This is a genomic window from Streptomyces mayteni (assembly GCF_054783955.1).
In genome coordinates this window covers 57,350-81,901 of sequence record NZ_BAAGPR010000009.1, presented here as the reverse complement: position 1 = coordinate 81,901, position 24,552 = coordinate 57,350, and the positions used below count along the sequence as shown (strand labels likewise).

Below are 24,552 nucleotides of genomic sequence, written 5' to 3'. Positions count from 1 at the left end.
CCCTCAGAACGAGTGATGAGGGTGAGGAGCTTATAGGCGTACTGGTGTGATGATGTGGAGTTTCTGCGAAGTCGGGCGACGGATGGTGGCGTGGCCGACAGCGCGCGCCCTGCCGGCGCCTCGCGCGCCGGTGCTCAGCGGCCCTCGGTCGCCGCCGGCAGGCGCACGCAGCGGCGGCAGGTGCGGGCGGAACCGGCGACCAGGGCATGGGAGGCGACGGTGACCGCGGCGGTGAGGGCGAGCAGCGGCCACGCGGTGGCGAGCGGGGCGGTGACGGCGAGCGCCAGGCCGGCCGCGCCCATGGCCAGGGCCGTGACGGTGCGGGTCCACGCGGCCACCGCGGGCAGTCGGCCGGGCGTCGGCAGCCGGCGGGCGAGCGGCCCGGTGGCGGCGAGGGCGGCGACGGCCGGCAGGGCGGCGAGGACCGCGACGACGGTCAGACAGCCGGCGAGAAGCTGCGCGGTGCGCGGCAGCCAGCCGTCCGCGCCGCCGGCGTGCCAGCTCAGCAGCCAGCCCGCGAGCAGCAGCGGCGCCGTGAGCGCCACCGTCCCGGCCGTGTGCCTGACCTGGGCGACCGTGAGCTCGCGCTGGCAGCTCGGCGCCAGCTCCTCCGGGGTGCCGAACTCGTGGAGCGCGGCGTCGAAGGCCGGTCGCCTGGGCTCCCCGCCCCGGGCGTGGGCCGCCACGGTGTCCGCGAGGCCGTCCCGGATCTCGGCCAGCAGCCGGGCCTTGGCCCTGGTGGGCCCGTGCAACGCGGCCGACAGCTCGGCGACGTAGGCGTCGAGCGGATCGACCCGGGCGGCGGTGGGGGCCGTCATGTGGCGGGGGAGGGGTTGAGGACGGAGCCGATCGCGCTGGTGAACTCCTGCCACGCGCGCCGCTCGCCGGCCAGCGCGTCCTGCCCGGCGTCGGTGAGCTGGTAGCAGCGCCGCCGCCGCTCGCCCACCGACTCCCAGCTGCTGCTCAACAGCCCGATCCGCTCCAGCCGGTTGAGCGCCGGATAGATCGTGCCCGTGCGCAGCTCCACCGTGCCGCCGCTGCGGCGCTGCACCGCGGCGATGATCGCGTAGCCGTGCAGGGGGCCCGCCTCGAGCACGGCCAGCAGCATGCCGTCCAGATGTCCGCGTACCGAGTCCGCCTTCATGGCCGGCAGTCTAGCCCGCCGACAGGTAGGCCGGTCACCTGTCGGCAGCCGACATATGAGGGCCGCCGGCGGGTCCTGGGGCGGCGGCCGCAGGTGCCCCCGGGTCGGGAAGGTGCACGATACTGGGGTCCGGCCAAGGCGGCGGAGGGGCGATGGACGTGAGCGGGCGGAGCGGCGAGGACGAGGCGGAGGAGGTGGCGGAGGAGCGGCCGACCGACCCGGAGGGCGAGCGGCTGGGGCAGCGCATCGAGTTCCTGTTCGCGTACGTGCAACCGTTGGGGCGGCGGTACACGTTGAAGGAAGTGGTGGACGGGATCCGCGAGTCCGCGCGGCCCGGGGACTCCAAGGTCTCGGTCGGGCGGCTGTGGACGCTGCTCAAGGGGCGGGCCGGGAACCCCACCGTCGGCACCCTGCGCGCGCTGGGAGACTTCTTCGGCGTCCCGCAGGCGTACTTCATCGACGACGAGGTGGCGGACCGGGTCGCCGCACAGCTCGCGCTGCTCGCCGCGATGCGGGCCAACGACGTCCGGTCGGTGGCGCTGCGGGCGGCCACCGTGGCCACCATGTCGGCCCACGGCCTCGACACGGTGCGCTCGTTGGTCGAACGCAGCGGAGACCTCGAGGCCGAGTCGGACGGCCCACGGGCGGGGGCTCCGGACGCCGAGGGACCGTTCGTCTAGACTCCGCTCGGTCGCGGAAGGAACCGCTCGACCGCACGACCGTCGACCACTCGGACAGGGAGCTGCTGGCACGGGGGCGCGTATGGAGGACCGCGAGTGGCGGCGGTTCAAGGCACGTTGTGACGAGCTGATCGGGGAGTTGACCGTCCCCGAGCCGTTCGCGATCGAGAACCTCGCCGAGGCCGTGGCCCGGCGACGCGGGCGGCCACTGCGGCTGATTCCGCTCCCCGGGAACGACACCGGCGGATCGGGGATCTGCGGGGTGTGGATCGCGCTGGGCGGCGCCGACCACGTCTACTACGCGCCGGTCGCCAGCCCCGTCCACCAGGCCCACATCGTGCTGCACGAGCTGGCCCACATGCTGCTCGACCACCGGCAGGACGGCGCGCCTGACCGCGAGAGCCTGCGTCGGCTCTTCCCCGACCTCGACCCGGCGATGGCGGCCCGGCTGCTGGCCCGCGACCGCACCCGGACGACCACGGGCCAGGAACAGGAGGCCGAGCTGCTGGCCTCCCTGATGTGGCAGCACTTCGACGCCCTCCCGACCAGCGGGGCCGGCGTGGCGCGCGGATCGACCGGCAACCTCTCCCTGATGATGTGCAGCTTCGCCGACGCCTACGAGTGGAGGGGGCCGGTTGAGGCCGTATGAGATGGTCGTGCTGCCGGTGCTCTGGTCCCTCGCCCTGTACGGTCTCGGCGGCCGGCGGTCCCGGTCGCGACGCGGTCGGGTGTTGTCGGTGGCGTGGGTGTGCTTCGCCGTCGCGGTGACGCTGGGGACGCCGGCGGTCCGGCGTCTGGTCGACGCGCTGCTCGGCGTCGCCAGCGTCACCAACCTACTGGTCCATCTGCTGGGGCTGGTCGGGACGGCGACCATGGTGGAGTTCGTCAGGGAGGCGACGGGGCGGGCGCGGACCAGGGGGCGGGTGTCGCGGTTGAACCTGGCGACGCTGGCGGTCGCGTCGGCCGTCGTGACCTTCGCCTTCGCCGTGATGCCACGCCCGCCGGGTGACGTCGACCTGCTCACCTTCGGCAGGAGCTCCTGGGCCGGTTTCGTCTACTGGGCGACGCTGACCGGCTACACCGCCCTCGGCCTGGCGGCGGCCGCCCGGATCTGCTGGATGCACGGTAAGGACGCCACGCCGGGCCCGGCCCGGACGTTCCTCTGGCTGTTGCGCGCCGCCACCCTGCTCGGCACCGGCTACCTGTGCCACCGGTTCACCTATGTGACGGCCCACTACGCCGACTGGTCGCTGCCGACGTCGGCCAGGGTCGCCGGAACCACCCAGGTGCTGCTGGCGCTCACGCTGATCCTGTTCGCGCTCGCCGTCGTCTGGCCCGCGCTCACCGACTACCGCGAGAAGCGGACGACCGCCCGGCGGGCCGACCGGATCGCGCCGCTCTGGCGGCTGGTGGGGACCGCGGCGCCCGAGGTGGTCCTGCCGCTGCCGGCCGAACTGCGCCGTGGGAACCCCCGGTTGCGTCTCTACCGGTATGTGATCGAGATCCGCGACGGCGTGCTGGCCGTCGAGCGGCACCTCGGCGCCGGCCATCCGCCCGCCGCCGAGGCCGCGTTACGGGCGGCCGGGGTCGACGGCGCGGGACTGGCCCCCGCGGTCGAGGCGGTGCTGCTGCGCTACGCCGTCGCGGCCCAACTGGCCGGCCGCGCCCCGGAGTACGGCGGTCGGCCGCCCGCCGGGGAGACGCTGGACCTGGCGGCCGAGACCCGCTGGCTCGAACGGGTCGCCGCCGCGCTCGAACTGCCCGCGGTGGTGGCCGCGGCCGAACGACTGGCCGCCGCGCCCGGCGCACCGGTGAGCGGTGCGCCGGGCGACGGCGGCGGTCATGGCACGAGCTGAAAGCGCGGTTCAGCCGCGGGCGTCCCAGTTGCCTGAGACGGGGAGGTCGCCGGTGGTGCCCCACTTGATCCTGACGAGCTTTCCGTCGTCCATCCGGAGGTGGAACTCGCTGGTGCTCGGCCGGTAGATGCCGACGTTGTCGGCGTGGCCGCCGTCCCAGTTCCCGGAGATGGGGAGGTCGCCGTCGGCGCCCCACTGGATCTTGATGGTGTTGCCCTCGTCGCCGCGCAGGTGGAACTCGTGGGTGCTGGGGCGGTAGATGCCGACGTTGTCGGCGTGGCCGCCGTCCCAGTTCCCGGAGATGGGGAGGTCGCCGTCGGCGCCCCACTTGATTCTGATGGTGTTGCCCTCGTCGCCGCGCAGGTGGAATTCGCTGGTGCTGGGGCGGTAGATGCCGACGTTGTCGGCGTGCCCGCCGTCCCAGTTGGCGGCCACGGGCAGGTCGCCCGTGGTGCCCCAGCCGATTCTGATCGTGTTGCCCTCGTCGCCACGGAGGTGGAATTCGCTGGTGCTGGGGCGGTAGATACCCACGTTGTCCGCGTGGCCGCCGTCCCAGTTGGCGGAGACGGGGAGGTCGCCGGTGGTGCCCCAGCCGATCGTGATCAGGGTGCCGTCGTCCTTGCGCAGGTGGAACTCGTGGGTGCTCTGCCGGTAGATGCCCACGTTGCCGGGGCCCGGATCCACGGTCTCCTCGAAGACCGCCGCGACGATGCGGTCACCGTCGGCGGCCTGGGGCTGGTAGCGCTCCGGGAACGCCGACCGCTGCACGGCCTGGCAGACCTCGCCGATCGGCCGGGTCTGCCAGTTCGACACGTTGAGCATCGCGTTGAGGAACGCGTTGGTCGCCCAGGCCGGGTCCATCCGCTGGGCGAAGGAACCCCAGCTGGCCCGCTGCTGGAACAGGCCCACGCTGTCGTGGTCCAGCATGTTGGGGTTGTTGCGCAGGGTGGTCTCGACTATCGAGGTGGTCACGGCGAGGACGGCGGCCCGCCGGGGCAGGTCGCGGGCCTGGACCGCCCGGACGATCGCCCGGGCGCAGGACACCCGGTAGGGCGTCATGTAGCCGTTCAGCGTTCCGGTCAGCACGCGGTTGAGCTGGTTCGCGGTGGCCTGGTCGGAGTCCTGGATGGTTCCGCAGGAGTAGTCGGGCTCGGCGGTGATGGCGGTCGGGTCGGAGAGGTCGACCTCGTCGTCCGCTCGAACGGCCGGGGCCGCGGCGAGGAGCGTGGCGGCGACGGTCGTGGTGGCGGCGATGGCGGCCAGGCGGTGGCGCATGGTGCGGTTCATGGGAATTCTCGACTTCCGGTCGGAGGACGGTGGGGTGGCTCAGCCGCGGGCGTCCCAGTTGCCTGAGACGGGGAGGTCGCCGGTGGTGCCCCACTTGATCCTGACGAGCTTTCCGTCGTCCATCCGGAGGTGGAACTCGCTGGTGCTCGGCCGGTAGATCCCGACGTTCTCGGCGTGGCCGCCGTCCCAGTTCCCGGAGATCGGAATGTCCCCGTCCGCTCCCCACTGGATCTTGATGGTGTTGCCCTCGTCCCCACGGAGGTGGAACTCGTGGGTACTGGGCCGGTAGATCCCGACGTTGCCGGCGTGGCCGCCGTCCCAGTTCCCGGAGATGGGGAGGTCTCCGTCGGCTCCCCACTGGATCTTGATGGTGTTGCCCTCGTCCCCACGGAGGTGGAACTCGTGGGTACTTGGCCGGTAGATCCCGACGTTGTCCGCGTGGCCGCCGTCCCAGTTCCCCGAGACGGGGAGGTCTCCGGTGGTGCCCCAGCCGATTCTGATCGTGTTGCCCTGGTCGCCGCGCAGATGGAACTCGCGGGTGCTTGGGCGGTAGATGCCCACGTTGTCCGCGTGGCCGCCGTCCCAGTTGCCTGAGACCGGCAGGTCGCCGGTGGTGCCCCAACCGATCGTGATCAGGGTGCCGTCGTCCTTGCGCAGGTGGAACTCGCGGGTGCTTGGCCGGTAGATGCCCACGTTGCCGGGGCCCGGATCGACGACGTCCTCGACGATGCTGTTGTTGCGGACCGGCCGGAAGGTGCCGTGGCCGGAGAAGTACGGGTACGGGATCGTCCGGTGGTGCACGCCGCTGCCGGTGAACTCGAAGGCCCGGTACGAGGTCCGCGACGAGTCGGTCCACTCCTCGAAGATGGCGATGTGGCCGTTGGCGCCCGCCGCGTCGTTGAGCAGGGCGTCGCCGGCCCGCAGCTCGTCCTTGCCGATCCAGGAGGCGACACCGCTGGGGACGAAGCTGGTGGTGTCGAGCCCCGGGGTACCGAGACGCCAGGCCATCGACGCGAAGCCCGAGCAGTCCGTGCGGTAGCCCTGGTAGGTCCTGTCCCAGCTGTACTCGAGCCCGATGCCGACCCAGGACGCCGCCCGGTTGATCACCTCGCTTCGGGTGATCTGCGGCCCGGCGGCCAGCGGGAGCGCGACGGACGGCCCCTGGCCGGCGCCACCCTTGTCGTCGTCGTCGGTGGCGGCGGTGACGGCGGACGGCGGGGCGTCGTTCTCCGTGGCGAGGGTCGGGGTGGTGGTCACGACGCCGGCGACCAGCGTCGCGGCGGCCGCGACGATCAGTGCCCGGCTCAGGGCATACGTGGTGGACATGGGTGGTCCTCCTGTTGGCTCGGTGTGGCCTGTTGTGCACCGGTTACGGGTGTGACGGTTGGTCACGCAGGCGCATCATTGAGCCATCGCTCGAAGCGAGTCAATCTTTAGTGAAAACGCGAGAGGGACCACCCGTGCTTGACCGGTACGCATCAGACGGGTGAAATATGGCGCTCTATGGGGATGGAACGAAGGAAGCCGCAGATGGGGAACGCGTCACCCCCGGTTCATCTTTGGCGCAAAATATTCACTATAAAGTCAACCGTGGTGTCGAGGATCGGCCACGATGTCGGCCAGGTAGAGGCGCTGGATACGCCGCGCCTCGGCCAGGATGACCGGATCGCCCTCCGCCGAGTCACGGAACGCGAACTGGAGCAGCGCCTCGGACGCGCAGACCCCCGCCCGGCAGGCCACGGCCAGCTCCCGGCTGTCCACCAGCCGCTCCTGGGCGACCAGGATCCGGCGCAGCTGGTCGGCCACCATGGCGTTGTTGTCCTCGTCGAGCTGGAGCAGCTCACGGCTGAGATAGCGCCCGGCGCGGATGGCCAGATAGCCGGGGTTGCGCCGGTACAGCTCGACGTAGCGGTCGAAGATCAGATTCACCAGGTCGAACCAGCGGGCGGCGCGGGCGTCGTGCAGGATGGCCCGCATCGCGGCCGAGTGTTCCTCCATGTGGTGGCGTGCCACCGCCGCCAGCACCGCGTCCTTGTCGTCGAAGAACTGGTAGAGCGTGCCCACCGGCACCTCGGCGTCGGCGGCGATCCGGCGGGTGGTCAGGGCCTCGACGCCCTCGGTGGCCAGGATGCGGTCGGCGGCGGCCAGGATCGCCTCGACGCGGGCGCGGCTGCGCGCCTGCTGCGGCGCCTTCCGCAGGCCGTGGGCCGGGGTCAGCTGGGACATCGCCTCGTTGGTCATGGGGTTCGCCGTTCGACGCGGGCCATTCTATCGAGGCGGCCGGGACGAAGGTCAGCCGTTGATCGCGGCATAGATCCCCCGGTTGCGCCGGTAGAGCGAGCGGAAGGTGGCGTAAGCCCGGTCGTAGACCGGCCGGTTGGCGGGGTTGGGGGTGAACTCGGCGGCGATCGCCACCTTCTCCGGAATGTCCGACCAGCCCAGCTCGCCGAGCGCGACCGCCGCGATCAGCGCGGCGCCACGCGCGTTGGCCAGTGCGGGCTCGGCGACCTGCCTGATGGTGCGGCCGAGGACGTCGGCCATGGCCTGGCACCAGAGCGGGGAGGTGGCGCCGCCGCCGATGAAGTTGAGGTGCGGGAACGGCCGGCCGGTGAACCGCTCCACCGACTCGTTGAGCCAGCGGGCGTTGAGTGCGATCCCCTCGAAGGTGCTGCGCGCCAGGTCGGCCCGGGTGGTGGTGAGGGAGAGGTTGAACCAGCCGCCGCGCACCGTCGGGTCGTCCACCGGGGTCCGCTCGCCGTTCAACCAGGGCGTGAACACCACCCCGTTGCTGCCCGGCGGGGCCTCGCCGGCCAGCCGGTTGAGCCGGGCGAGCAGCTCCTCGCGGGACGCCGCCTCCGGTCCTTCCGGCTCCTCCTGGCCCAGGACGTTGCCGATCAGCCAGTCGATGCCCTTGCCGGCCACGTCCTGGATGGTGGCCACCCAGTACGAGTCGGGCACCACCGAGGGCAGCGCGGCGACGTTGTGGAGGACGTCGGTCTTCTTGCGCGGCACGTGGCAGGACAGCCAGGCCGAGGTGCCGACGCACAGGTGCCCCTGGTACGGCAGGACCGCGCCGGCGCCGATGGCCGCGGCCGTGGTGTCGCCGGTGCCGGCGGCCACCAGAACGTGCTCGCCGAGGCCCAACTCGGCGGCCGCGGCCGGCAGGATCGGCCCGACCACGGTGGCCGGCTCCACCAGCGCGGGCAGCCGGTCGCGCGGCAGCCCGCTCAGCCGGACCAGCCGCTCGTCGTAACGGACCGCGCCAGGCGTCCGGTTGTCGGTGCACCAGCGCAGCGCCACCGTGTCGTGACCGGCCACGGGCCGCCCGGTCAGCCGCATCGTCAGGTACTCGGGCACGTCGAGCAGGTGGGCGGTGCGCGCGAAGACGTCCGGCCTGGCGTGCCGGAGGAACTGGCTCTGCCCCACCGGGTCCTTGCCGGTGAGGGTCGGCGCCCCGCCCGATCTGGCGATCCAGGCGCGCAGCCGTGGCGCGTTGTAGCCGGTGCCGGGGACCCGCAGGCCCCCGCCGGCCAGCCGGCGGGTGTGCTCCGCGCCGCGGCCGTCCATCCACAGCAGGGCGCGGTGCAGGTGCCGCCCCTCGGCGTCGACCGCGACCGTGCCGCCCCACTGCGCGGAGAGGCAGATCGCGGCGATCTCCGGGACCGGCACAAGACGCCGGTCGAGCAGCCGGCGCAGCGTCTCGCGGATGGCCCGCCACCAGTCGTCCGGGTCCTGCTCGGCGCCGCCGCCCGGCAGCAGGTGGAGCGCCGTGCGGGCGGTCTCGTGCCCGAGTATCCGCCCGTCCGTGGTGGCGAGCACGGTTCTCGACCCGCTGGTGCCGAGGTCGACGCCGATCACGTAGCGGCGCGCCACGGCGGTCAGATCCTGGCGAAGACGCGCTCGAAGCGGGCGAGGGCGTCGTCGACGACCTCGTCGGTGTGGGCCATGCTGGTGTAGAGGCGGCTGCCGGCGATGGTGATCAGCCCCTCGGCCGAGTACGCCATCGACATCTGGCCGAGCATCTCGGTGCGCGGGCCGAGCTGGTTGAAGAAGTCCGGGTCCTGTAGCGAGAGATGGAGCACGCCCGAGGTGTGCAGGTGCACGATCGAGCCGATGTTGTAGGTGACGTAGGGGAGTTCGTACCGCGCTATGAGCGCCGCGAGCCCGGCGCGCAGCCGGTCGCCGGCCCGGCCGGCGAGCTCGGGGGCGCCGGTGCGGTCCATCTCGGTCAGCGCGGTGTAACCGGCGACGCAGGAGAGCGGGTTGGCGGAGAGGGTGCCGCCGACGAAGGCGCGCTTGCCGACGGCGGTGAGGCCACCCTCCAGCACCCCCATCACCTCGTCGCCGCCGCCGATGCCGCCGGCCGCCGGATAGCCGCCGGCGACGCACTTGCCGAACACGGTCAGGTCGGGCCGGACGCCGAAGTAGCCCTGGGCGCCGCCCATGCCGAGCCGGAAGGCGGTGACGACCTCGTCGAAGACCAGCAGCGCGCCGAACTCGTCGCAGAGTTCACGGATCCGCGCGTTGTCGTCGTGGCGCACCAGGTGGGTGCCGCTCTCGGGGCCCACCGGTTCGACGAACACGGCCGCGGTGCCGCCGATCTCCTCGTTGGCCACCAGCAGCTCGCGCAGCCCGTCGAGGTCGCCGGGCGGCACCTCCTGGGTGAGCCGCAGCGCGCCCGCCGGGATGCCGGTCGCCTCCAGGCTGCCGGTGCCGGGGATGCGCAGCCCGAACACCACCTGGTCGGACCAGCCGTGGTAGGCGCCGCCCACCTTGATCACATGGGCCTTGCCGGTGTGGGCGCGGGCCACCCGGACGGCGGCCATCACGCCCTCGGTGCCACTGCCCAGCATCCGGAACCTGCTGACGGCCGGCATGAAGTCGTGGATGAGCCTGGCCAGTCGGACCTCGGAGGAGTGGAGCATCCCGGTGACCGGCCCGCACTCGGCGAGCAGCTCCGCGACCTTCTCGCGCACCGGCCCGTAGTTGCTGCCCAGCACGGTCGGGCCGCCGGCCTGGAGGAAGTCGAGGTAGCGGTTGCCGTCCACGTCCCACAGGTAGGGTCCGTCGGCCCGGACGACGTCCAGCGGCCAGGGCTCGTTGAGCGCCAGGTTGTGCTGGACGCCGCCCGGTATGTACGCCGCCGCCTCGGCCGCCGAGGCCCGGGAGCCGGCCGTGTGCTTCTCGAACCAGGCCCGGTAGTCGGCGAGCGTCGCGTCGTCGGGTCGCCGCACGGGGGTGGAGACGAGCCGGGCGAGGCGGCTTTCGAGCTCGTCCACGTCCGGCCAGTGGGAGATCGCGGGTGAGGCCATGGCCGGTCTCTTCACCTGACTCCTCCGAGGATGTCCCGGCCTTCAGGTCGGGGAGGAATCGGACTCCTGGGGAGGAGTGCGGGGAGCGGGGTTTCGCCCCCAGGGTGAGAGACCGCCCACTTTGTCGGATATGCTGGACGCCGTGCGTAGCGAGAACCAAGCGCGCACGGTGTGCTGATCGAGAACCAAGACAGCACGTGCATCTCCAAGTCTTGCTGTGCGACCCGGGCTGGTTTCAACCCGGCTGGTGTTGATCGTGGAAGACCTGTTGGGTCGCGGACCCGCAGGCGGCGTGAGCCAGGAATCCCCCTGCTTCGGCCGGGGGAGGATTCAAAGCTTCTTGGTGGTTCCGTAGTCGCCGGCGAGCGCCTGGATGATCACGGCCTCCTGGGCCTTCTCGTCCAGCAGGTGCGGGCTGCCGAGGGCGAGGCAGCGGGTGTACAACTCGGAGATCCACTCGGTGAGTTCGAGGTTGGCGACGGCCTTCTCCACGGTGCCGCCGATGGCGAGCGAGCCGTGGTTGCGCAGCAGCGCGGCCTGCCGGCCGTCCAGCGCGGCGACCACGTGCGCGGCCAACTCGTCGGTGCCGTAGGTGGCGTAGGGGGCGACCCGGACGGTGCCGCCGAGCGACAGCATCGCGTAGTGCACCACCGGGATCTCGTCCAGGGTGCAGGCCAGCGCGGTGGAGGTGACCGCGTGGGTGTGGGTGATCGCCCCGGTGCCGGTGGCCCGGTAGACGGCCAGGTGCATCGGCACCTCGGACGTCGGCGCCAGCTCGCCCTCGACGATCCCGCCCGCCAGGTCGAGGACCGTCATCATCTCCGCGGTCAGCTCGCTGATCACCCCGCCGGTCGGCGTCACGGCCACCAGGTCGTCCACCCGGACCGAGAGATTCCCGCTCGTCCCGATGACCAGGCCACTCGCTGCCAACCGCCGGCCCGCGGCCGCCAGTTCCTCACGCTCCCGTTCCAGCAGCATCACTGCTCACCCTTGCCTTCCCCTGCACCGACGACGAGGCGAAACCGTGCTCGCTCGCATGCTAGGCCAAAAAATGAACGTGATACATATTCACAACCGGGTCCGTCGCGGCCACTCTGGCCATACCCCACGAGTCGGCCGAGGCAGACGGGAGCCCACGATGCCGCGTCACGCCAGCAGAAGAGACGTCCTGCGCGCCGGGACCGCGGTGGCCGGGGCCGGTCTCCTCGGCGCGGTCACCGCGGGCCGGGCGAGCGCCGCCGACGCCGAGAGCCCCTACCTCGTCGGCCGCGGCATCGCCGACGTGACCGGCGAGATCGCCGAGATCGGCATGATGGGCTACGGGCGCACCGACCAGCAGGCCCAGGGGTTGCACTCCCGGCCGCGGGCCCGGGCCTTCGTCGTCGTGGACCGCGCGGGCGGGCAGCGGGTCGCCCTGGTCGTCGCCGAGCTCGCGATGATCTTCGACAGCGTGCACCAGGAGGTGCTGCGCCGCCTCGGCCGGCGCCACGGGGAGCTCTACACGGCCCGCAACGTGCTGCTCGCCGCCACCCACAGCCACGCGGGCCCCGGCGGCCACTCCCACCACGCCCTCTACAACCTGACCACCCTCGGCTTCCACCCGGCCACCTTCGCGGCCGTGGTGGACGGCATCGTGGCCGCCGTCGACCTCGCGCACCAGGACCTCGCCCCGTCCCGACTGGTGCTCGGACACGGCGAGTTGCGCGGGGCCAGCGTCAACCGCTCACGGACGGCCTTCGCGCGCAACCCCGCCGACGTCACCGGGTACTTCCCCGACGCCGTCGACCCGGCGACCACCCTGCTGCGGGTGGAGCGCGGCGGACGCCCGGTGGGCGCGGTCAACTGGTTCGCCACCCACGGCACCAGCCTCTCCGGCGACAACCGGCTGATCAGCACCGACAACAAGGGCTACGCGGCCTACCACTGGGAGCGCGAGGTGGCCGGCGGCGACTACCTGGCGCCCGGCGGGCCCGGCTTCGTCGCCGCCTTCGCCCAGACCAACGCCGGCGACATGTCGCCCAACCTCGACCTGCGACCGCCCACCACGCCCGCCGACTTCGCCGCCGCCAGGGAGAACGGCCTGGCCCAGTACCGGGCCGCCGCCGCGCTGACCACCGGCGGCACCCAGGTCACAGGCCCCGTCGACGCCCGGCTCGTCCACCTCGACCTCTCGGACGTCGCCGTCGACGCCGAGTTCACCGGCGACGGCCGGCCGCACCGCACCTCGAAGCCGGCCGTCGGCGCCGCCATGGCGGCCGGCAGCACCGAGGACGGGCCCGCCTTCCCCGGCTTCGTGGAGGGCGAGAACCCGTTCTGGGACTTCGTGTCGGACACCCTGATCTACACCGTCTCGCCCGAACTCCGCGCCGCCCAGGCCCCGAAGGACGTGTTCGTGCCGATCGGCGCGATGAACCGGCTCTTCCCCTGGGTGCCCGAGCGCTTCCCCCTCCAACTGGTCCGCATCGGGCAGCTGTACCTGATCGGCGTGCCGGGCGAGGTCACCATCGGGGCCGGGCTGCGGCTGCGCCGCACCGTCGCCGGGCTCGTCGGCGCCGACCTCCGGGACGTGCTGGTGGCCGGCTACGCGGGCGGCTACTTCCACTACGTGACCACGCCCGAGGAGTACGACGCCCAGCAGTACGAGGGCGGCAGCACCCTCTTCGGCCGCTGGCAACTCCCGGCGCTCCAGCAGGCCTTCGCCTCGCTGGCGGCCGCCCTGCGCGACGGCAGGGACGTGCCGCCAGGACCCGGCACCCCGGACAACTCCGCGAGCGCGCTCTCCTTCCAGCCCGGCGTGGTCCTCGACGCGCCGCCGCTCGGCCGCGCGTTCGGCGACGTGCTCACCGAGCCGGACGCCGCCTACCCGGCGGGGCGGCGGGTCAGCGTCGTGTTCGCCGGCGCGCATCCGTCCAACAACGCCCGGCGCGGCGACAGTTACCTGCGCGTCGAGCGGCGGCTCGACGACGGGAGCTGGGCGACCGTGGCCGACGACGCCGACTGGTCCACCGGCTTCCACTGGGCCCGCGACGGCATCGCCGCCTCCCGGATCACCGTCACCTGGGACGTCCCACCGACGGCCGAACCCGGCGGGTACCGGATCCGCTACTCAGGCGACGCCCGCTCCCTCACCGGCGTCGTCCGCCCCATCTCCGGCACCAGCCGACCCTTCACCGTGACCAGCTGACACCGTGACCCGCTGACGTCGTCAGTCGCGCGTCGCCCCGCGCAGCAGCCCGGCGACGAACCCCCGCTGGAACACGACGAACAGCACCAGCAGCGGCAGCATCACGATGACCGTGCCCGCCGCCAGCGTGGGGACGTCCGTGCTGTGCTGGCCGACGAAGAAACCGAGGCCGGCCGGGGCGGTGTGCCGGCCGGTGTCCTGGATCAGGACCAGCACCAGCAGGAACTGGTTCCAGGACCACAGGAACAGCAGCAGCCCCAGCGTCACCAGCGGCGGCCCGGCCAACGGAAGCAGGACCCGCAGCAGGATCGTGCCGGACGAGGCGCCGTCCACCCTGGCGGCCTCGACCAGCGACGGGGGAGTGGCACGGAAGTGGGCGCGCATCCAGAAGACGCCGAACGGCAGGAACAGCGCGATCTCCGCCAGGATCAGGGCCGGATACGAGTTCGTCAGGCCGAGGCCCCGCAGGTCGTGGTGGAGCGGCACCACGACCAGCTCGACCGGGATGGTGAGGCCGGCGACGAAGAACCCCGCCACCGCGTCGCCGCCCGGCAGCCGCATCGTGCCCAGCGCGTAGCCGGCCGCCGCCGACAGCGCGAGCGAGGCGGGGACCACGCCCGCCGCGATGACCAGGCTGTTGCGCACCAGGTCGGCGAAGCCGGCCACCGACCACGCCTGCCGGTAGTTGTCCCAGCTCCACCGCTCGGGCCAGGCAAGACCCACCACCGGCGTGCCGGCCGGCTGCACGGAGGCGAGGACGACGCTCAGCAGGGGCACCAGGACGACGATCGCGCCCGCCGCCAGCAGCGCGTGCCCCGACCACCGCTCCGCCGGCGAGACCCGGCTCAACGCTCCGCCCTCGCCAGCCGGTTCACGACGGCGACCAGCGCCAGGACCAGGCAGCCGAGCACCACCCCGAGGGCCGAGGCCAGGCCCACCCGGCCCTCGGAGAACGCCAGCCGGTAGATCAGCAGCCCCGGCACCGTCGTCTGCTCGCCGGGGCCGCCGTTGGTCGTCACATAGACCAGGTCGAAGCCGGCCAGCGCGGCCACCGTGGTCACGGTCAGCGCCACGGCGAGCTCCCCGCGCAGCTGCGGCAGGGTGACCGAGACGAACTCCCGCACCTGGCCGGCCCCGTCGAGCCGAGCCGCCTCGTACAGGCTCGGCTCGATCCTCCCCACCCCGCTCAGGAAGAGCATCAGGCACAGCCCGCTCAGCACCCAGGCGCCGACCAGGCCCACCGCGACCAGCGCCGCGTCGAAGTCGCCCAGCCACGCCCGCGTCACCCCGGCCAGGCCGACCGCGCGCAGCGCCTGGTTCACCAGGCCCTCTTCCCCGTACAGCCAGCGCCAGGCGACGCCGACCGCCACCAGCGGAACGACCTGCGGCAGCAGCAACACGAAGCGGTACCCCGCCATGCCGCGCCGCCGGTGCCCGGCCAGCAGGCCCGTCGCCGCCAGGCCGAGGACGACCGGGAGGAAGGAGAAGAACCCCAGGAGCGCCAACGAGTTGAGCACCGAGCGGCGCAGCACCGGATCGAGGACGACCTCCCGGTAGTTGGCCAGCCCCACCCACCGGCCCAGCGTCACGCCGTCCCAGTCGAACAGCGACAGGTACGCCGTCCGCAGCGTGGGCAGCACCGCGAAGGCGAGGTAGACGGCGAGCGCCGGCAGCACGTACAGGTGACCGCGCCACCGCCCGGCCGCCGTGGGCCTATCCCGGGTGCGCCGCACGCCACACGTCCTGCGCCGAGGCCAGGAAGTCGGCCGGCGCCACCTGGTCCGCGATGAGCTTCTGCACCCCGGAGCGCAGCGCGTCCAACATGGCCGGGGCGGCGAAGTCCGGGAAGGCGGTGATCCCGCCGTCGGCGACGGCACGTCGGTGACCCTCCGCGATGTCGGCGAACACGCCGGTGGGCGGCGGCACGGCGTCCGGGTCGCCCGGCAGGAAACCGTGCTCCGCGATGATCAGGTTCGCCTCCGGCGAGGCCAGGAAGTCGAGGAACGCCCCGGCCGCGGCCGGGTGTTCGGTGCGGGACGAGACGGCGAGGGCGAAGCTGAACCCGGAGGCCACCGTCGGGGCGGCGGCGTGCGCCCCCGGCATCGGGAAGAAGCCGAGGTCCTCGCCGAGGACGCCGGCCAGCTGGCCCGCGGCCCAGTTGCCGTTGATCAGGAAGACCCCGTCGCCGCGGGCGAACCGGGCGGTGGAGTCGACCTGCGAGGTGCCGTTGGCGGCCTCGTCGAGATAGCCGCGGCGCCCCCACTCGGCCAGCCGCTCGGTGGCGGCCAACGCCCCCGGCGTCTCGATGGTGGCGCCGGCCACCCCGTCCACCCAGTCCCGGTAGTCGTCCGCGCGCACCGTCTGGTTCAGCAGCGCGGCCCACAGGTGCAGGCCGCCGGCGTCCAGGGCGCCCACGGCGAGCGGCGTCAGGCCCGCCGCCCGCGCCGCGGCCAACTGCTCCTCGAACTCGCCGAGCGTCGCCGGCGGCCCCTCGATCCCGGCCCGCGCCGCCAGCTCCCGGTTGACGTAGACGCCCGTCATCGACAGCCCGGCCGGCATGCCGAACAGCGCGTCCCCGCCGGTGGCCCCGCTGCTGAGCCCGGCCGTCAGCTGGTCGAGGCTGACCGGCGGCACCGAAGCGTCCCAGCCGTACGCCGCCCGGTAGCCGGCGAGGTCGAGGACGTGCCCGGCCGCGGCCAGGTCGCCCATGCCGACCGCGTACTGCGCCAGATCGGGGGCGGCGTCCGAGGTCATGGTGAGCCCGAGGCTCCGGACGTAGTCGGAGAACGTCTTGTACCGCGGCTCCACGGTGACGCGCGGGTACCGCGCCTCGAAGGCGGCGACCAGCGCGTCGACCATCGGCGGCGCGTCGGTGAACTCCAGGCGCAGCGTGACGTCCCGGTCGGGCACGGCCGTCGCGGACGGCGCGGCCCGCGGCCCCGGTGCCTCGATCGCGCTGCCCGGCGTCAGGGCCTGGCAGGCCACCAGCGCCCAGGCGAGGAGGGCGGCGCCCGCCACGAGCGCGGAACCGGCGGGGCGTGGGCGCCGGGTGCGCGGCGCCAGCGCGCGGCGTGGGTGGCGGGTGCGCGTGGACATCGGCCTCCCGGGGGCTCGGCGTCGTCTCGGGTCGGTCGGCCGCTTCCTACCCCGGTTCCGGCCGGACCCGAGCCGATGTCACCCCGAAAGGTGTGGCACCGAACGCCCGTTCAGGCCGGCGGCAGCCCGGGCGAGGCGGCGATCTCCCGCTCGGTGGCCTCGATGATGCCAAGCACCGCCGCCGCGGCCGCCGCCGGATCGCCCGCCTCGACGGCCGCCACCACGGCGCGGTGGGCCGGCAGCGCGGAGGCGACGGCCCCCGGCGTCCTGGTGCTCACGGCGAAGCTGTGCTCCAGCGCGATGTCGATCGCCCGGCCGAGCGAGCCGAGGAGCCGGTTGCCGCTCGCGTCCAGCAGGGCGCGGTGGAAGGCGATGTCGGCCTCGACATAGCCGGGCCGCCCGGGGCGCGCCGCCGTCGTCTCCATGACGGACAGCGCCTCGTACAGCGCCGCCACGTCGGCCGGCCGAGCCCGGCCGGCCGCGAGCCTGGCCGCCTCGGGCTCGACGATCCGCCGGAGTTCGCCGGTGTCCCGCAGCAACGCGGCCGAGTCGCCCTCCTGTTGCCAGCGCAGCACGTCGCGGTCCAGGTGGTTCCACTGCTCGGGAGGCAGCACCCGCGTTCCGGTGCGCGGCCGCACCAGCAACATCCCCTTGGCCACCAGCGCCTTGACGGCCTCCCGCAGCGCGCCCCGGCTGACGCCGATCTCGGCGGCCAGCACGTCCTCGACCGGCAGCGCCCGCCCCGGCTCCCACTCGCCGCCCACGATCCGCAGGCCGAGTTCGTCGACCACCCGTTGATGCATGGTCCGGTAGCGCATCACGATCTTTGTCCGCCCTCTGGACGCGATTCATCGAATCATCTAATGATTGCTCTCAGGTTAACGCGACCTCCAGCCCCACCGGCCCCCGAGAGGCGTTCCCCCATGACCCACGCCGACGACGACGTCAGCACCCCCGACCGCTCCGCCGCTCCCTTCCCCATGAGCACCCGCCGCCTACCGCCGCCCGCGGTGAGGCCGTTGCCCGCCCCGCCCCGCCGGATATGGCCGATCATCGGGCCCGGCATCGTCGCGGCCGGAGTGGGCCTGTCCTCGGGCGAGTTCATCCTCTGGCCCTACATCGCCTCGCAGGCCGGGCTCGTCTTCCTCTGGGGAGCGGTCGTCGGCGTGGTCACCCAGTGGTTCATCAACATGGAGATCGAGCGCTACACGCTCGCCACCGGGGAGACCGCCATCACCGGCTTCAACCGCTACTGGCGGCACTGGGGCGCGGTCCTCGTCGGCCTGACCTACGCCGCCAACCTCTGGCCCGGCTGGACCTCCAGCTCCGCCACCATGCTCTCCTACGTCTTCGGCGGCGACCCCACCGTCATCGCCGTGGGCCTGCTGCTGCTCATCGGCGCCATCCTCACGCTGGCCCCGGTCGTCTACACCGCCCTCGAACGGCTGCTTTTCGTCAAGGTCGCCCTCATCGGCGGCTTCTTCGTGCTCGCCGTGATCCTCGCCATCAAGGCGTCGAGCTGGCGCGAACTCCCGGACGCCGTCACCCACATCGGGCAGTTCCCCAGCGAACTCGGCGTCGCCGTGCTGATGGGCGCGCTCGCCTACGCCGGGGCCGGCGGCGGGCAGAACCTCTGCCAGAGCAACTGGATCCGCGACAAGGGCTTCGGCATGGGCCACTACGCGCCCCGGCTGGTCAGCCCGGTCACCGGCAAGAAGGAGGACGCCGCGGTCGGCACCTCCACCGGCTACGTCTTCGTCCCCGAGGGCGAGAACATGGCCCGCTGGAAGGGCTGGTGGCGGTTCGCCAACATCGAGCAGGCCATCACCTTCGGCGCCATGACCATCGTCACCATCGTGCTCGCCTCGCTGCTCGCCCACTCCACGCTCTTCGGCACGGAGGGGCTCGCCAACAACGTCGGCTTCGTGGAGGCCGAGGGCGAGGTGCTCAAGGCCCAGGTGGGCAACTGGTTCGGCGTGCTGTTCTGGCTGATCGGCGGCTTCTCGCTGTTCAGCGCCGCGGCCGGCATCGTCGACTACACCAGCAGGCTCGCCGCCGACGTCCTCAAGTCCACCTACCTGCGGGACTCGAACTACCCGGAGAGCCGGCTCTACTTCTGGCTCGTGTGGGGACTCGTCGTCATCGGCATCGCGATACTGGCGCTCGGCCTCGACCAGCCCCTCGTGTTGCTCATCGTCTCCGCCTGCGTCGCCGGAATGATGATGTTCGTCTACTCCGGGCTGCTGCTCTACCTCAACCGCAAGGCGCTGCCGAACCCGCTGAAGGTGCGCGGCCTCCGGGCCGTCGTGCTGGTCTGGGCGGTGGGCCTCTTCGGCGTGCTCTCCGTCCTGACCATTCGGCAGCAGATCGACCTCCACTTCTGATCCCGACCCGGGCCCACCGAGAACCGCACGACACGACACACGGGAGAGTTCGAAGATGACGGACGGCGAACAGGCGGCCCGGCGCAGCCAGGCATGGTTCGGCGCCAGCGGCCGCAGCGGCATGGTGTACCGGTCCTGGATGCGCAACCAGGGCTTCGGCCCCGAGGTGTTCGACGGGCGCCCGGTGATCGGCATCGCCACCAGCGCCTCCGAACTCGCCCCGTGCAACGCCCACCTGACCCGCGTCGCCGAGGCGGTCAAGCGCGGCGTCTGGCAGGCCGGCGGCTTCCCGCTCCAGTTCCCCACCATGGCCACCGGCGAGACGCTGATGCGCCCCACCGCCATGCTCTACCGCAACCTCATGGCCATGGAGGTCGAGGAGCTGATCCGCGCCAACCCGCTCGACGGCGTGGTGCTGCTCTCCGGCTGCGACAAGACGACGCCCGCCATGCTCATGGGCGCCGCGAGCGTCGACCTGCCCGCCCTCATGGTCACGGGCGGCCCGATGCTCAACGGCAAGTACCGGGGCGAGGACGTCGGCTCCGGCACCCACGTCTGGAAGTTCGAGGAGGACCTGAAGACCGGCCGGATGACCCAGGAGGAGTGCTTCTTCGCCGAAGGGTGCATGGCCCGCTCCAACGGCCACTGCATGACCATGGGCACCGCCTCCACCATGGCCTGCCTCGCCGAGGCCCTCGGCATGCAGCTCCCGGGATCCGCCACCTGGCCCGCCGTCGACTCCCGCCGGATGGAGACGGCGGGGGCCGCCGGGCGGCGGATCGTCGCCATGGTCGAGGAGGGGCTGCGCCCCTCGCACATCCTCACCCGCGACGCCTTCGAGAACGCGATCCGCGTCAACGCGGCCATCGGCGGCTCGACCAACGCCATCATCCACCTCACCGCCATCGCCGGCCGGGTCGGCGTCGACCTCACCCCCGAGGACTTCGACGCCCTCGCCCGCGCCGTGCCCACCCTGGTCAACCTGATGCCCAGCGGCACGTACCTGATGGAGGACTTCTGCTACGCCGGCGGGCTGCCCGCCGTCCTCGCCGAACTCGTCCGCGGCGGGCTGCTCCACGGCGACCGGCTCACCGTCACCGGCCGCTCCGTCGCCGAAAACGTCGAAAACGCAGCGGACGCCGAGAACGTGAACCAGGACGTCATCACCCCTCTCGACGCCCCGTTCCAGCCGGCCGGCAGCGGCACCGCGGTGCTGCGCGGCAACCTGTGCCCCGACGGCGCCGTCATCAAGCAGTCCGCCGCCTCCCCGCACCTGCTCACCCACCGTGGCCCCGCCCGGGTCTTCGACTCGCCCGAGGAGTACCACGCGGTCGCCGACGACCCGGACCTGGACGTCGACGAGAACACCGTGCTCGTCATCAGGAACGCCGGGCCCAAGGGCTACCCCGGCATGCCCGAGGTCTCCAACGTGCCGCTGCCCACCAAGCTCCTCAAGGCCGGCGTCACCGACATGGTGCGGGTCTGCGACGGCCGGATGAGCGGCACCGGCTACGGCACCGTGGTGCTGCACGTCACCCCGGAGGCGGCCGTCGGCGGCCCGCTCGCCCTGGTGCGGGACGGCGACCCCGTCGTGCTCGACGTGCCGGGCCGCACCCTGCGGCTCGACGTCGACGACGCCGAGCTCGACCGGCGCCGCGCCGACTGGACCCCGCCCCCGCGCCGGCACCACGGCGGCTACACCTGGCTCTACACCGAGCACGTCGAACAGGCCGACCGGGGCGCCGACTTCGGCTTCCTCCGCGGCTGCCGGGGCCACGACGTGCCGCGCGACTCCCACTGACCGCCGACGCATCCCGACCGGCCCGTCAACGTAGAAGGAGAGCCCCGCACCATGGCCACGGCCCCCACCCCCGACGACGTCCTGCCGCAGGACGCCGACCAGGCCGCCCTCGTCGCCCGCGTCCACGAACCCGAGTGGGGCGGCCCCTGCGTGGCCGCCGTCCGCGACGGGCTCGTCGTCGACCTGACCGCCCACGCGCCCACCGTCGCCGACCTCCTGGAACGCGAGAACGCCGAGGAGGCCGTCGAGATCGTCCGCCGGGCCCCGGGCGGACGCGCCTGGCCCCTCGCCGAGCTGCTCGCCGCGACCGCCGCCGGCCGCCGGGACGTCCCGCACCTGCTCGCCCCCGTCGACCTCCAGGTGATCAAGGCCGCCGGCGTCACCTTCGCCAACAGCCTGCTCGAACGCGTCATCGAGGAACGCGCGGGCGGCGACCCGGCCAGGGCCGCCGCCGTCAGGGAACGCGTGGTGGCGGCCGTGGGCGGCGCCGTCGACCGGATACGCCCGGGGTCGGCGGAGGCCGCCAGGGCGAAGGAACTCCTCGTCGGCGAGGGGCTCTGGTCGCAGTACCTGGAGGTCGGCATCGGCCCCGACCCCGAGGTGTTCACCAAGGCCCCGGTGCTCTCCGCCGTCGGCACCTGCGCCGACATCGGGGTGCTCGCCGCCTCCGGCTGGAACAACCCGGAACCGGAGGCCGTGCTCGTCGTGGACTCGCGCGGCCGGGTGCGGGGCGCCACCCTCGGCAACGACGTGAACCTCAGGGACGTCGAGGGCCGCAGCGCCCTGCTGCTGCCCCGCGCCAAGGACAACAACGCCTCCTGCGCCATCGGCCCCTTCGTCCGACTGCTCGACCAGGACTTCGACCTGGACGCCGTCCGCGACCTCGACATCGAACTGCTGGTCGAGGGCCGAGACGGCTACACGCTGCGCGGCCGCAGCTCGATGCGCGAGATCAGCCGCGACGTACTGGAGCTCGTCACCGCCACCCACGGCGCGCACCACCAACACCCCGACGGCTTCGTGCTGTTCACCGGCACCCTGTTCGCACCCACCGAGGACCGGCACGCCACGGGCGCCGGCTTCACCCACGACCTCGGCGACGTCGTGCGGATCTCCAGCCCGCGGCTCGGCGCCCTCGTCAACACCGTCACCACCAGCGAGCAGGCACCCCCCTGGACCTTCGGCCTGCGCGCCCTGCTGCGCAACCTGGCGGCGCGCGGGGTGCTGTGAGCCGTCGTGGTGCGGGGCCTCGCGCCCCGCACCACGGACGGCCGACCGTCAGCCCGCCTGCCCCGGGTCGGTCTCGAAGGTGAAGGCACCGACGAACAACTCGGGTTGGGCGCCGTCGGGCCAGGTGGCGACGTAGTACAGGTCGTGTACTCCGCCCGGGTCGGTCACGGGTGCGGTGAACTCCCGGTAGACGCGGTCGTCGAGCGAGGTGGAGCCGGTGGCCGGGAGGTCGGCGAAGCTGGCGACCACCGGTCCCTCGGGGGAGCCGGCGTGGACGGTCAGCGTGACGCCGGCCTCGCGGGTGGCGAGCGCCATGGTGAGCTGGTCGACGTCCCGGACGTCGATCCGCGGGAACGAGAACCAGTTGCCAGGCCCCGGGACGAACAGCTGTCCCTTGTAGAGCCCGACGCCCTCGCCCGCCGGGTAGGTGTTGGCGCTGTACGTCGGCGGGTGCAGCACCGCGTCGGCCTCGGCGGTGAGCGGCGGCGCTCGGCCCGGCCCGCCGGCGTCGGTGTAGGTGGCCTGGACGATGTGGAAGACGTAGGCGCCGGGACCGTGTTCGGCGTCCCGGCCCGGGCTCAGGACGCCGCGGCAGTCGGGCCCTGGGGTGGCCTCGCTCATCGGGTGGCCGTGCTGGTTGTGGCCGAGCTGGTAGGTCACCCTGATCGCGGTGCAGTCGACGGGGCCGCCGTCCGGGTCCTCGGCGCGGACGGTGAAGGGGATGTCCTCGCCGAAGTCGGAGAAGGTGCCGTCCGCCGGCGACCCGATGGTCAGCGTGGGGCGGGCGTTGCCGGCGGTCACGGTGAGGTGGGTGGTGGTGGAGAGGCCGCCGGCGTCGGTGACGGTCAGCGCGGGCCGGAACTCGCCGGCCGTGGTGTAGGTGTGGGACGCGGTGGGTCCCGTGGCGTCCGTGGTGCCGTCGCCGTCGAGGTCCCAGGCGTACTCGAGGGCGTCGCCTTCGGGGTCGCTCGAACCCGAGGCGTCGAACTCCACGGTGAGCGGCAGCGTCCCCGAGTCGGCGCTGGCGGTCGCCACGGCGAGCGGGGTCCTGTTGCCCTCGACGTAGTCGATCCGGTACAGGCCGGCGTCGTCGTTGCTCGATCCCCAGCCGTTGCCGTACTCGAGCACGTAGAGCGAGCCGTCCGGCCCGAACTCCATGTCCATCGGCTTGACGAAGTCCATCCCCGGCAGGAACTCCCGCATGTCGCGCGGGGTGGTCAGCCGCCGGTCGAACCGGGTGGTCTGGATCCAGTCGGTGGTCCAGTCGTAGAGGAAGCGCCGCCCGTCGAACCACTCGGGGAACCTGGTGGGCGAGTCGTCGGCCGCCTCGTCGTAGCGGTACATCGGCCCGGCCATCGCGCCGCCGCCGTACAGCTCGGGGAAGTACTCCTGCCGGTCGTAGGTGTAGTAGATGGTGGCTGGCTCGATCGGCGGCAGGTTCACCAGCCCCGTGTTGTGGGGCGAGTCGTTGACCGGGCGCTCGCAGTCGAACCAGTCGCCCGGCCGGTTCTCCTCGTAGTCCCAGTCGTTGTAGGGCTGGTTGTCCATCGTGCAGTACGGCCAGCCGTAGTTGCCAGGACCGTTGATCAGCAGCGTCCTGACGTGCCCGGCGGGGCCGCGCTCCGGATCGGGAAGGATGGCGTCGGGGCCGTAGTCGGCCATCCAGAGGGCGCCGGTCTCCTCGTCGTAGTCGCCGAGGGTGAACGGGTTGCGGAAGCCCATGGCGTAGATCTCGGGCCTGGTCCTGTCGTGCCGGTCGAGGCGCTCGGGGAAGAGGTTCCCCTGGGGAACGCGGTAGCCGCCGTTCCGCTTCGGCACGATGCGGAGGATCTTGCCGTTGAGGTCGTTGGTGTTGGCCGAGGTCCGCTGGGCGTCGCCGTCGGCGTGGCCCGGCCGCTCGTCGGTGGGGGCGAAGCCCTGTGAGGCGCAGCAGTTGGTGTTGTCACCGGTGGCGATGAACAGCTGCCCGTCGTCGGTCATGAGGAGATCGCCCGCGCTGTGACCGCCCCGGACGCCGTCCGGGTGCGGGACGTCGATGATCAGCCGCTCGGTCGCCGGGTCGAGCGTGTTCTCGTCGGTCAGCGTGAAGCGGGACACCCGGGAGGTGAAGGAGGTGTCCCAGTCCGGTCGGGAGAAGTGCAGGTAGAGGTGCCCGGTGCGGTCGAAGTCCGGGGCCAGGGCCAGCCCGACCAGGCCCAGTTCACCGGTGACCCGGACCGGGACGGTGCCGGCCACCACCGAGGCCCCCGTCTCCGGGTCCCACACCTTCACCCGGCCGTCGCGCTCGATGTAGATCACCCGGCCGTCGGGGGCGACGCTGACGCGCATCGGCTGGGTCAGGTCGTTGCCCTCGATGAGCACCCGCTGGAACCGGTCGTCGCTCGGCACGGTGGGTGGCCGGTCCGGCCCGCCGCCGTGCCCCTCGTGTGCCGTCGCCGTCGCCGGGGCCAGGGCCACCAGCGGCAGGAGCAGCGCCAGCAGCCACACCCACGGGCGTCTTCCGCCATGGACTACCACTCTCGTCCACCTCTTTCACCGTTGGGAGAGGGGGGCTTTTGCCGGGGGTCGGCAAAAGTTG

General features: G+C 72.7%; 20 protein-coding genes. 7 read left to right on the top strand and 13 right to left on the bottom strand.

The window, feature by feature from the left end:
* Window positions 1-134 precede the first annotated feature (134 nt).
* Both ACYVPE_RS06790 and ACYVPE_RS06785 read right to left on the bottom strand, forming a co-directional pair.
* Window positions 135-818, bottom strand: coding sequence for a permease prefix domain 1-containing protein (locus ACYVPE_RS06790; protein WP_461032491.1), 684 nt, complete (start codon window positions 816-818; stop codon window positions 135-137).
* On the bottom strand, window positions 815-1,144 hold the full coding sequence (locus ACYVPE_RS06785) for a PadR family transcriptional regulator (RefSeq protein WP_461032490.1): 330 nt from the start codon (window positions 1,142-1,144) through the stop codon (window positions 815-817). The genes ACYVPE_RS06790 and ACYVPE_RS06785 overlap by 4 nt, the downstream gene beginning before the upstream one ends.
* A gap of 152 nt (window positions 1,145-1,296) precedes the next feature.
* Here ACYVPE_RS06785 and ACYVPE_RS06780 point away from each other — a divergent pair, with 152 nt between their 5' ends.
* The 3 genes from ACYVPE_RS06780 (at window position 1,297) to ACYVPE_RS06770 (ending at window position 3,680) form a co-directional block, all read left to right on the top strand.
* The gene (locus ACYVPE_RS06780) at window positions 1,297-1,824 is read left to right on the top strand and encodes a hypothetical protein (RefSeq protein ID WP_461032489.1); all 528 of its coding nucleotides are present in this window, start codon (window positions 1,297-1,299) and stop codon (window positions 1,822-1,824) included.
* Between the two features lie 82 nt (window positions 1,825-1,906).
* Entirely contained in the window at window positions 1,907-2,473 is a 567-nt protein-coding gene (locus ACYVPE_RS06775) for a hypothetical protein (RefSeq protein ID WP_461032488.1), read from the top strand.
* A complete protein-coding gene (locus ACYVPE_RS06770) occupies window positions 2,460-3,680 on the top strand; it encodes an MAB_1171c family putative transporter (RefSeq protein ID WP_461032487.1) in 1,221 nt (406 codons plus the stop codon). Before ACYVPE_RS06775 ends, ACYVPE_RS06770 begins: the two co-directional genes overlap by 14 nt.
* 9 nt (window positions 3,681-3,689) lie before the next feature.
* On the opposite strand, the gene ACYVPE_RS06765 is transcribed toward ACYVPE_RS06770, so the two are convergent.
* The 6 genes from ACYVPE_RS06765 to ACYVPE_RS06740 form a co-directional block, all read right to left on the bottom strand.
* Window positions 3,690-4,967, bottom strand: a complete 1,278-nt coding sequence (locus tag ACYVPE_RS06765) for a hypothetical protein (RefSeq protein WP_461032486.1) — start codon at window positions 4,965-4,967, stop codon at window positions 3,690-3,692.
* Between the two features lie 39 nt (window positions 4,968-5,006).
* Window positions 5,007-6,293: an NlpC/P60 family protein gene (locus ACYVPE_RS06760; RefSeq protein WP_461032485.1), complete on the bottom strand. Its 1,287-nt coding sequence runs from the start codon at window positions 6,291-6,293 to the stop codon at window positions 5,007-5,009.
* 258 nt (window positions 6,294-6,551) lie between these two features.
* Entirely contained in the window at window positions 6,552-7,208 is a 657-nt protein-coding gene (locus ACYVPE_RS06755; RefSeq protein ID WP_461032484.1) for a TetR/AcrR family transcriptional regulator, read from the bottom strand.
* A 51-nt stretch (window positions 7,209-7,259) separates the two neighbouring features.
* Window positions 7,260-8,840 (bottom strand): xylulokinase, encoded by a 1,581-nt coding sequence (locus tag ACYVPE_RS06750; RefSeq protein ID WP_461032483.1) that lies wholly within the window; start codon window positions 8,838-8,840, stop codon window positions 7,260-7,262.
* A gap of 5 nt (window positions 8,841-8,845) precedes the next feature.
* Window positions 8,846-10,279, bottom strand: a complete 1,434-nt coding sequence (locus ACYVPE_RS06745) for an aspartate aminotransferase family protein (protein WP_461032482.1) — start codon at window positions 10,277-10,279, stop codon at window positions 8,846-8,848.
* Between the two features lie 330 nt (window positions 10,280-10,609).
* Window positions 10,610-11,257, bottom strand: a complete 648-nt coding sequence (locus ACYVPE_RS06740) for a class II aldolase/adducin family protein (RefSeq protein ID WP_461032481.1) — start codon at window positions 11,255-11,257, stop codon at window positions 10,610-10,612.
* Between the two features lie 160 nt (window positions 11,258-11,417).
* On the opposite strand from ACYVPE_RS06740, the gene ACYVPE_RS06735 reads away from it, so the two are divergent.
* Window positions 11,418-13,463, top strand: coding sequence for a neutral/alkaline ceramidase (locus tag ACYVPE_RS06735; protein ID WP_461032480.1), 2,046 nt, complete (start codon window positions 11,418-11,420; stop codon window positions 13,461-13,463).
* Between the two features lie 21 nt (window positions 13,464-13,484).
* Here ACYVPE_RS06735 and ACYVPE_RS06730 read toward each other — a convergent pair whose 3' ends face one another.
* The 4 genes from ACYVPE_RS06730 to ACYVPE_RS06715 all read right to left on the bottom strand — a co-directional run bounded on the left by ACYVPE_RS06730 (window position 13,485) and on the right by ACYVPE_RS06715 (window position 17,407).
* Entirely contained in the window at window positions 13,485-14,312 is an 828-nt protein-coding gene (locus ACYVPE_RS06730; protein ID WP_461032479.1) for a carbohydrate ABC transporter permease, read from the bottom strand.
* Window positions 14,309-15,196 carry a carbohydrate ABC transporter permease gene (locus ACYVPE_RS06725; RefSeq protein WP_461032478.1) on the bottom strand — a complete coding sequence of 296 codons (888 nt, stop codon included), beginning with the start codon at window positions 15,194-15,196 and terminating at the stop codon, window positions 14,309-14,311. Before ACYVPE_RS06725 ends, ACYVPE_RS06730 begins: the two co-directional genes overlap by 4 nt.
* Window positions 15,177-16,559, bottom strand: coding sequence for an ABC transporter substrate-binding protein (locus ACYVPE_RS06720; RefSeq protein ID WP_461032477.1), 1,383 nt, complete (start codon window positions 16,557-16,559; stop codon window positions 15,177-15,179). The genes ACYVPE_RS06725 and ACYVPE_RS06720 overlap by 20 nt, the downstream gene beginning before the upstream one ends.
* A gap of 110 nt (window positions 16,560-16,669) precedes the next feature.
* Window positions 16,670-17,407, bottom strand: a complete 738-nt coding sequence (locus tag ACYVPE_RS06715; RefSeq protein WP_461032532.1) for a FadR/GntR family transcriptional regulator — start codon at window positions 17,405-17,407, stop codon at window positions 16,670-16,672.
* A 75-nt stretch (window positions 17,408-17,482) separates the two neighbouring features.
* Here ACYVPE_RS06715 and ACYVPE_RS06710 point away from each other — a divergent pair, with 75 nt between their 5' ends.
* From ACYVPE_RS06710 to ACYVPE_RS06700, 3 genes are read left to right on the top strand one after another with little or no spacing between them, the layout of a single operon-like run.
* Window positions 17,483-18,943 carry an Nramp family divalent metal transporter gene (locus tag ACYVPE_RS06710; RefSeq protein WP_461032476.1) on the top strand — a complete coding sequence of 487 codons (1,461 nt, stop codon included), beginning with the start codon at window positions 17,483-17,485 and terminating at the stop codon, window positions 18,941-18,943.
* 55 nt (window positions 18,944-18,998) lie between these two features.
* Window positions 18,999-20,744 (top strand): IlvD/Edd family dehydratase, encoded by a 1,746-nt coding sequence (locus ACYVPE_RS06705; RefSeq protein WP_461032475.1) that lies wholly within the window; start codon window positions 18,999-19,001, stop codon window positions 20,742-20,744.
* 51 nt (window positions 20,745-20,795) lie between these two features.
* Window positions 20,796-21,974 carry a fumarylacetoacetate hydrolase family protein gene (locus ACYVPE_RS06700; protein WP_461032474.1) on the top strand — a complete coding sequence of 393 codons (1,179 nt, stop codon included), beginning with the start codon at window positions 20,796-20,798 and terminating at the stop codon, window positions 21,972-21,974.
* 48 nt (window positions 21,975-22,022) lie between these two features.
* Here the strand turns inward: ACYVPE_RS06700 and ACYVPE_RS06695 are convergent, their stop codons facing one another.
* Complete coding sequence (locus ACYVPE_RS06695) at window positions 22,023-24,491, bottom strand: PQQ-dependent sugar dehydrogenase (protein WP_461032473.1); 2,469 nt, start codon at window positions 24,489-24,491, stop codon at window positions 22,023-22,025.
* Window positions 24,492-24,552 lie beyond the last annotated feature (61 nt).

What these genes read in the sequence shown, in the direction of transcription:
- ACYVPE_RS06790 (WP_461032491.1), bottom strand. Translation starts at nt 818, where the DNA reads ATGACGGCCCCCACCGCCGCCCGGGTCGATCCGCTCGACGCCTACGTC.
- ACYVPE_RS06785 (WP_461032490.1), bottom strand. Translation starts at nt 1,144, where the DNA reads ATGAAGGCGGACTCGGTACGCGGACATCTGGACGGCATGCTGCTGGCC.
- ACYVPE_RS06780 (WP_461032489.1), top strand. Translation starts at nt 1,297, where the DNA reads ATGGACGTGAGCGGGCGGAGCGGCGAGGACGAGGCGGAGGAGGTGGCG.
- ACYVPE_RS06775 (WP_461032488.1), top strand. Translation starts at nt 1,907, where the DNA reads ATGGAGGACCGCGAGTGGCGGCGGTTCAAGGCACGTTGTGACGAGCTG.
- ACYVPE_RS06765 (WP_461032486.1), bottom strand. Translation starts at nt 4,967, where the DNA reads ATGAACCGCACCATGCGCCACCGCCTGGCCGCCATCGCCGCCACCACG.
- ACYVPE_RS06760 (WP_461032485.1), bottom strand. Translation starts at nt 6,293, where the DNA reads ATGTCCACCACGTATGCCCTGAGCCGGGCACTGATCGTCGCGGCCGCC.
- ACYVPE_RS06755 (WP_461032484.1), bottom strand. Translation starts at nt 7,208, where the DNA reads ATGACCAACGAGGCGATGTCCCAGCTGACCCCGGCCCACGGCCTGCGG.
- ACYVPE_RS06745 (WP_461032482.1), bottom strand. Translation starts at nt 10,279, where the DNA reads ATGGCCTCACCCGCGATCTCCCACTGGCCGGACGTGGACGAGCTCGAA.
- ACYVPE_RS06740 (WP_461032481.1), bottom strand. Translation starts at nt 11,257, where the DNA reads ATGCTGCTGGAACGGGAGCGTGAGGAACTGGCGGCCGCGGGCCGGCGG.
- ACYVPE_RS06735 (WP_461032480.1), top strand. Translation starts at nt 11,418, where the DNA reads ATGCCGCGTCACGCCAGCAGAAGAGACGTCCTGCGCGCCGGGACCGCG.
- ACYVPE_RS06720 (WP_461032477.1), bottom strand. Translation starts at nt 16,559, where the DNA reads ATGTCCACGCGCACCCGCCACCCACGCCGCGCGCTGGCGCCGCGCACC.
- ACYVPE_RS06710 (WP_461032476.1), top strand. Translation starts at nt 17,483, where the DNA reads ATGACCCACGCCGACGACGACGTCAGCACCCCCGACCGCTCCGCCGCT.
- ACYVPE_RS06705 (WP_461032475.1), top strand. Translation starts at nt 18,999, where the DNA reads ATGACGGACGGCGAACAGGCGGCCCGGCGCAGCCAGGCATGGTTCGGC.
- ACYVPE_RS06700 (WP_461032474.1), top strand. Translation starts at nt 20,796, where the DNA reads ATGGCCACGGCCCCCACCCCCGACGACGTCCTGCCGCAGGACGCCGAC.